This window comes from Candidatus Omnitrophota bacterium (assembly GCA_040755155.1).
Lineage (GTDB): Bacteria > Hinthialibacterota > Hinthialibacteria > Hinthialibacterales > Hinthialibacteraceae > JBFMBP01.
In genome coordinates this window covers 92917-99744 of record JBFMBP010000178.1, presented here as the reverse complement: position 1 = coordinate 99744, position 6828 = coordinate 92917, and the positions used below count along the sequence as shown (strand labels likewise).

Annotated in this window: 5 protein-coding genes and 1 tRNA gene; 3 read left to right on the top strand and 3 right to left on the bottom strand. The window is 52.3% G+C overall.

The features are described from left to right. Positions 1-362: 362 nt before the first annotated feature. The 3 genes from AB1656_27145 to recO form a co-directional block, all read right to left on the bottom strand. Positions 363-435, bottom strand: a tRNA-Thr gene (locus AB1656_27145). Positions 436-533: 98 nt separating this feature from the next. Then, positions 534-1859, bottom strand: coding sequence for a glycosyltransferase (locus AB1656_27140; GenBank protein ID MEW6239074.1), 1326 nt, complete (start codon positions 1857-1859; stop codon positions 534-536). After that, entirely contained in the window at positions 1847-2644 is a 798-nt protein-coding gene (gene recO / locus AB1656_27135) for a DNA repair protein RecO (GenBank protein ID MEW6239073.1), read from the bottom strand. Before recO ends, AB1656_27140 begins: the two co-directional genes overlap by 13 nt. Before the next feature lie 318 nt (positions 2645-2962). Between recO and AB1656_27130 the strand changes: the two genes are divergently transcribed. From AB1656_27130 to AB1656_27120, 3 genes are all read left to right on the top strand, one after another. After that, positions 2963-3958, top strand: a complete 996-nt coding sequence (locus AB1656_27130; GenBank protein MEW6239072.1) for a WD40 repeat domain-containing protein — start codon at positions 2963-2965, stop codon at positions 3956-3958. A 157-nt stretch (positions 3959-4115) separates the two neighbouring features. Beyond that, entirely contained in the window at positions 4116-5399 is a 1284-nt protein-coding gene (locus AB1656_27125; GenBank protein MEW6239071.1) for a sn-glycerol-1-phosphate dehydrogenase, read from the top strand. Between the two features lie 101 nt (positions 5400-5500). Next, positions 5501-6796, top strand: a complete 1296-nt coding sequence (locus AB1656_27120) for an adenylosuccinate synthase (GenBank protein MEW6239070.1) — start codon at positions 5501-5503, stop codon at positions 6794-6796. Positions 6797-6828 lie beyond the last annotated feature (32 nt).

The following is a 6828-nucleotide window of genomic DNA, read 5'->3' as shown; positions in this document are numbered from 1 at the left end:
CCCAGGCCCAGGAGGAAAAAATCACAAATCTACATTCCTATAACCGCGTTTCAAAGACGGATTGGTTGCTGAGTCAAACAGGGAAAAATAATTGTCGTCGAGGGGGAAGAATAATTGTCGCTTGACAAATGAGATATCAACAACCTGTTTATACCAGCAGGAAAATCTCAGTGGTGGGCTATATGGCGGGATTATGGTTTGAAGGCCTTCATTTGCTTTGATTGTGGTTTTGTAGGTTTATACTTATCTCCCGACGGCCTAAACAAACTGAAATCCCAGTTGAAAGATGTCTAGCCGGTTCCTGCGAACCAGCGGCTTGGCGACAACAAAAAACCCCCGATTTCTCAGGGGTGGATTTTTCAAGCCAACGGGGGGACTTGAACCCCCGACCTACGGTTTACGAAACCGTTGCTCTACCGGCTGAGCTACGTTGGCGCATTGGTTTTCGGTCATCGAAACTGCGAGAAATAAATATAATCGCCTTCCTCATCCGGTCAAGGCGTTCGGAGGCCACTCGCGAAACCATCTCAGTGTCATCGTTTAACCTTTTTCCTTAGGCGCGATAGAAACGATTCGGGCGATTTTCGGGCCGCCTCCAAGCGGCGGTAATCCAGCGTTACCGGGGGTTGTCCATAATCGCAGCTGTGCGCGGGATTTTCGCACCATTCCACGAATTCCTTCGCCGTGGCGTGGTAGGTATATTGCATCTCGAAAAGTTGGCGGGCGGCGTGGGCGAGTTTTTCAATCTTATCGGGATGATCGGCGGCAAGCACGATTTCGTTAGCCAGCGCTGCGGGATTTTGCATGGGCGCGCTTAAAGCCATTCCTTTGTAGAATAGAATCTGACTGATTTCCGTTCCCAGCGTCGTCAGGATGGGAACGCCGCGAGCCATGAATTCCGTCAAACGGTTTCGCGCTCCAATCAGCGTCTCGTAGCAGGGAAAATCCACATTGAAGCCGAGATGAGCGCGGTTGAAGCAGCGATTCAATTCTTCCCCCGAAACCCATCCCCGCAAATCGAATCGATCGCGAAAGCGCGATTGGCTAACCAAATGCTGAAAATGGGGATAGGTCTTCTCGTCATGTCCGTCGATGGCGCCGCCTGTCGAGAGAAAACGTATGCGCTTGTCCCGCTCCATCGCTTTTTCCAACCCTTGGAACATCGTATCGGCGTCGCACCAAAGGTTGTAGCCTCCGCAAGAGAAGACGATCATCTCGTCCTCTTTTTTCCTATGATTATATTGGAAAGAGGCCTCCGGATCCCAACCGATGGGAATTTGCGTAACCAGCGGTTCGCCGAACGTATAGCCGTTGAGCCGCCCCATCGTTCCCAGTTCGCCTATAAGGGCCATGCGCTGTCGTTCGGAAGTGACGGAAAAGCGGTCGCCCCGCAGCAGGACTTCGCGATGAATGTTCCAAAAATGATGGATATAGCCTTGTTCGTTATAACGAAACGCCTTGGCTTGCGCTTCGCCCATAGGATAGCCATGAATGTCGGCCCATAGCGGCATATCGCCGGCGACGGCGGCGGCGCGGGCGGCGGGATAATCGCAGGCGCCGGCGAGCGCATCGGGCTTATGCTCAGCGATAAGCGAGCGCAGATAATCGTCGTCGCCGAATCGCCGCACTTCGTCGACGCTGTAATAGGTCAATCCGTCATTTTTCTTGCAGATTTCGTCGGGAGCGGGTGAACCGGCTTTATCGGTTATTCTCATGCAGACCAGGACCACTTCGGCGCCGCGATCCAGCAGCGGTTTGGTCAAATGCCAGGCGCGGTTGCCGCCGCCGTGAAATTTGGCCGCGTTCTCTCCGGCGATGGGGCCAATGCCGAGAATCATAATCTTTTTCATAGGCGGCATTCCTTCTCCTCGCGCAAAATCGAACCGTTAGAGACGCCCGTTTTCCCTTTTTCCAACAACTTGTCGAGAAAACGGGACGCTTTGGACGCCATGCCTCCATGATACTCCAAATGACGATCCAGCAGGAGATGGATTTCATTTTTTTGTTCTATGGCAATTTGCCAAGACGGCGGCTGCGGGCTGGCCGCCAATTTCCTTAACGATAACATCGAAGCGTGACTAAGGGTCAATCCCTCTCCCGGACATTTTCGGCAGAGTACGCCGCCCTCCTTTACGGAATATTTCCAACTTGACGCTTCGACGCTTCGGCATCGCAGACACGTTCCGATTTGAGGCTCGAAGCCCGCATCCCGCAACAATTGCCATTGACAATAAAAAAGGTCTTCCATGCCGGGCTCCTGGCGTTCCCATCTCTCCATCGACGCAATCAGTAGTTGCCAAACCGGCTGGTTGGATTCGAACTCCCCGCTGAGAATATCCAGCCATTCCACCAGACAGGAAGCGAAAGCCATACGGTTCAAATCGGTTTGAATCGCGGAAAACGAGCGGATCAACGACGCCTGGGTCAGCGTCCATATCTCTTGATCCTCGCTCTTGGCGTAAAGGATGGCGTGCAATTGATTGAAAGGCTGCGTAATTCCAGCCAGGCGGCTGGTCGTCTTCATCACGCTCTTGGTGGAAGCGACAATCTTTCCCCCCTTCTCGCCAAAGAGAGTAACGAGAGCATCGGCGTCGCGCGTAGGCCGCCGCCGCATAATCAAAGCATCGGTATGAAGCAAAGGCATGGTTCAACGCATCGGTGATCGAAGTTTAAGGCCGATCTTTCATCATAATGAACTCTCATCGAATAGACCAGCCTTGCCGCAAATTACTTGGATTAAGCGAGAAAAAGGGATAAAAGGAGAAAAGTTCCATGAAAGAATCGATTTTTCTTTCTAAACTAAAATCTACCTATTATTTCAATTTCAATTATATCTCCTACTCAAAATGATTACATAAAATATAATAGACAATTTTTAGTTATTTGTGATATCCTAGACAATGACCAATAAATCAATATAATTGGTTGGCGGCAAAAAATATATGGAGGTAATATGGATATAATGTATAAACAAAGATTCTTTCTGCTCGCCTTCTTATTGATAAACGCTTTGCCGTTATTTTCATCGGAAACCGCAAACCTCGAACCGGAAGCCATATTCCCTCCTACAAAAAATGTCGATTTTTCTCCCGATGAAACGCAATTGCTTACTACCGACAGCACCTGGACCAAAAGCGGAGGGTGGGGCCGCGTCATTCTATGGGATAGGATATCCGAACAAGTGATAAAGATATTCACGTCGAATGATGTCGTCGTATCGGACGCCGAATTTTCTCCCGATGGAAAATGGGTATTGGGAGCGACATTAAATGCTGGTTCTTATGTATATGATATTGAATCGGAAAGTAAAGTATGCGGTTTTGGATTCAATACGCTTACTTTTTCTCACGACGGTCAAAAACTTCTATCCGGTACGATTTCATACATGGAGAAAAACATTGGCATTTACGATATAAAAGCGAAAACCTACCAACTTTTTATTAAACATGAACAGTTTGTCAGCGCTATTGCCTTTTCCCCCGATTCTACCATGTTTTGCAGCGGCGATTGGGGCGGAGCGCTTATCGTTTGGAATGTAAATTCCGGCGATGCGATTTATGCGCTGAATGCTCATGCAGGTTATGTAAATTCTCTCGCCTATTCGCCCGACGGAACGAAAATATTGTCTGGAGGGGCGGACGGCGCGGCTCGCATATGGGACGCTAAAACCGGCGCAATGCAGCAAGAGATTTTATCTCATGAAGATTCGATCACCTCCGTTGATTATTCTCCAGATGGATCGATGATTCTGACGGGAAGCCTGGATATGACCGCCCGCTTATGGGAGGCGGAAAGCGGACGATTGCTTTATGCATTTCATCATGCCGGCAAAGTCAACTCCGTATGCTTTTCTCCTTTAGGCCATTATTTGGCAACGGCGGGAGAGGATCAGACAAATATATGGAATATGAGCGAAGTCAAAAAACTTACATCGATCCATATATGGAATATATTTTAACTGTATTTTTCGCGAATTTTATTGCGCCTAGATCATTCGCCGTAAATTCCTTTCTCCAAAACGGATTCCTTCCCATCGGTTGAATCTACGCGTCTGCGCAGGTATTCTTTCGCCTAGCCTATTTCGATGTCCAAACTATCGCTCCGCAGGATGCATCATGAAACTGCAAGAACTTTGCCCCGTCCCTTTGCCTTCGGGATTGAATCTGACGCAGGAAGTCTGGATCGGCCCCGGCGTTATCCGCCATCTGCCGGAAGCCATCGAGCGTTATTTGAGAGAAAAAACGCTGCGCATCGCCGATCCCGATACGTGGGAAGCGTTTATGCGTGACGGCCAGGCGCCTGCCGAACCTGCTCCCCATCTGCTTCCACGCCATACGCACGGGGACGAAGCGGCGATCAACGGTGCGCTTTCCTTAGCGGATGGAAAAAGCGGTCTTATCGCCATCGGCAGCGGCGTAATCAACGATCTCGTCAAATATATTTCCTATCAACGAAAAATTCCCTACATCGTCGCGGGAACGGCCGCCAGCATGAACGGCTACGCCAGCGCCATCGCCGCCATTATGATGAAAGGCGTCAAAGTCACCCTGCCCGCCGCGCCGCCCCGCGCCATCATTCTGGATACGAACATCCTGCGCGCCGCGCCGCCCGCCTTGGCTCAGGCGGGATTGGGCGATCTGCTCAGCAAGCCCTTATGCGCAGCGGATTGGTGGATGGGCGTCCAGTTGGAAGGCGGCCGCTTCGACGATCTCCCCGGAAAGATCGTGGATCGAGCGATTCGCCAAGCGGTCGCCCGCGCTTCCGCACTGGCGCGAGGCGAAGAAGCGGCTTTCCAAGCGCTGGGAGAAGCCCTTACGCTCAGCGGCGTTTCGATGGCCGTCGCAGGCGACAGCCGTCCCGCCAGCGGCGGTGAACATCTCATTAGCCACTTCTGGGACATGGAAGCTCTCGCGCAGGACAAGCCTATGCGGTTGCACGGGGCGCAAGTGGGAGTTTCGTCCTGCCTCTGCGCGGCGGTCTATCAGCGGATTCTGGCTCTGGAAAAACCTATATTCGCCGATCCGGCGCCGTGGGATGTGGAAGAACAACGCATACGCCGCGATCATGGAATCCTCGCCGGCGCCGTTCTGGATCACGCTAAGCGCAAACGCGATAAAGCGGACGCCCGCCTCGCCATTCTACGCGAACAATGGCCCCGCTTGCGCGAAGGTCTGACGATGCTCCAAATTCCCCGCTTGATCGATCTCCAAACGCCGCTTATAGCCGCCGGAGCGCCGCATACGCTGCGCGATTTGGGCGTCTCTAAGGAGGAAGCGGCGCGTTCCGTGCGTCTAGCGCGGGATATCCGCGACCGGCATACCGTTCTCGATCTCGCCTTCGAGTTGGGGCTGTTTCCCGATGCGATCGAAGAGATCGTGGAAGAAGTGGACGCCGCTTAGGTCTTCTTTCCGCATATTGTAGTTTTCAGCCGTATGAGTTATGATATCCCGTTTGTTCCGATTTCAAGTCGAATACTAAATTCATTGGCGAGGGAATAATTATGCCGGTAGTGGTTACTGTAGGCAGTCAATGGGGCGATGAAGGCAAGGGAAAGATCATCGATTTCCTTTGCAAGGATGCGGATGTCGTCGTGCGCCATCAAGGCGGCAATAATGCGGGACACACGATCCACGTGAATGGAAAACAATTCATTTTCCACCTCATACCCAGCGGGATGCTCAATCCCGCCACCCTCAACATCGTTGGCAACGGCGTCGTCGTCGATCCTTTCATTCTGTTGCAGGAACTGGAAGAATTGAAGAAGCAAGGTCTTCAAGTAACGCCCGAACGCTTGAAGATCAGCGGCCAGGCGCATCTAATAATGCCTTATCACAGTCTCCTCGACGGTTTGGAAGAACAACGGCGGGGCGGCAAGGGTCTCGGCACCACCAAGCGCGGCATCGGTCCCGCCTATATGGATAAAGTCGGCCGCGTGGGAGTGCGGTTGTTCGATTTGTGTGACGAAAAAATCCTCAAACAGCGGCTGGATACCGTCCTGCCTCTCAAAAACAGCATAATCCAGAATGTGTACGGCGGCGAACCAGTGGACGGGGAGCAACTCTATCGATCATTGCTGGATTGCGGGCGCCAGCTGGCGCCGTTTATCGCCGATACGACCGAGATTATCGAAAAAGCGCTCACGGAAGGCAAGAAGATTCTCTGCGAAGGCGCCCAAGGAACGCTGCTCGATATCGATTTTGGAACCTATCCTTATTTGACCTCGTCCAATACGACGGCGGGAGGCGTTTGCACTGGCGGCTGCATCCCGCCCATGAAAATCTCCGCCGTCATCGGCATCGCCAAAGCCTACACCACCCGCGTCGGCGAAGGCCCCTTCCCGACCGAACTCTTCGATGAAGAAGCGAATCGCCTGCGAACGGCGGGGCCGGTGGGCGAATTCGGCGCTACGACGGGACGTCCCCGCCGTTGCGGCTGGCTGGATATTCCTCTCTTGCGCTATTCGCGCCGCGTATCCGGCCTTACCGATATCGGCCTCACTCGATTGGATATTTTAAGCGCCGTGGACGAGATCAAAGTATGCGTTGCGTATCGGCTGAGGGGCGAAACGCGGTCCGTCCTTTCCGCCAACGCCAATGTGTTAAGCGAATGCGAACCTGTTTACGAAACGCTGCCCAGCTGGAAAGAAGACATATCCGGAATCACGCAATTCGGCCAGCTTCCGAAAAATGCGCAGGATTACGTTCATGCTATCGAAAAGTGGATCGATACGCCCATAGCCGTCATTTCCGTCGGCCCCTCGCGCCATCAAACCATCGTGCGCAAGCAACTATTTTAACAGGTTTTTATTTCTATATTGATGGAATGGAT

Excerpts from the sequence above, each read along its gene's own strand:
- AB1656_27140 (MEW6239074.1), bottom strand. The coding sequence starts at position 1,859 with ATGCCGCCTATGAAAAAGATTATGATTCTCGGCATTGGCCCCATCGCC.
- recO (MEW6239073.1), bottom strand. The coding sequence starts at position 2,644 with ATGCCTTTGCTTCATACCGATGCTTTGATTATGCGGCGGCGGCCTACG.
- AB1656_27130 (MEW6239072.1), top strand. The coding sequence starts at position 2,963 with ATGTATAAACAAAGATTCTTTCTGCTCGCCTTCTTATTGATAAACGCT.
- AB1656_27125 (MEW6239071.1), top strand. The coding sequence starts at position 4,116 with ATGAAACTGCAAGAACTTTGCCCCGTCCCTTTGCCTTCGGGATTGAAT.
- AB1656_27120 (MEW6239070.1), top strand. The coding sequence starts at position 5,501 with ATGCCGGTAGTGGTTACTGTAGGCAGTCAATGGGGCGATGAAGGCAAG.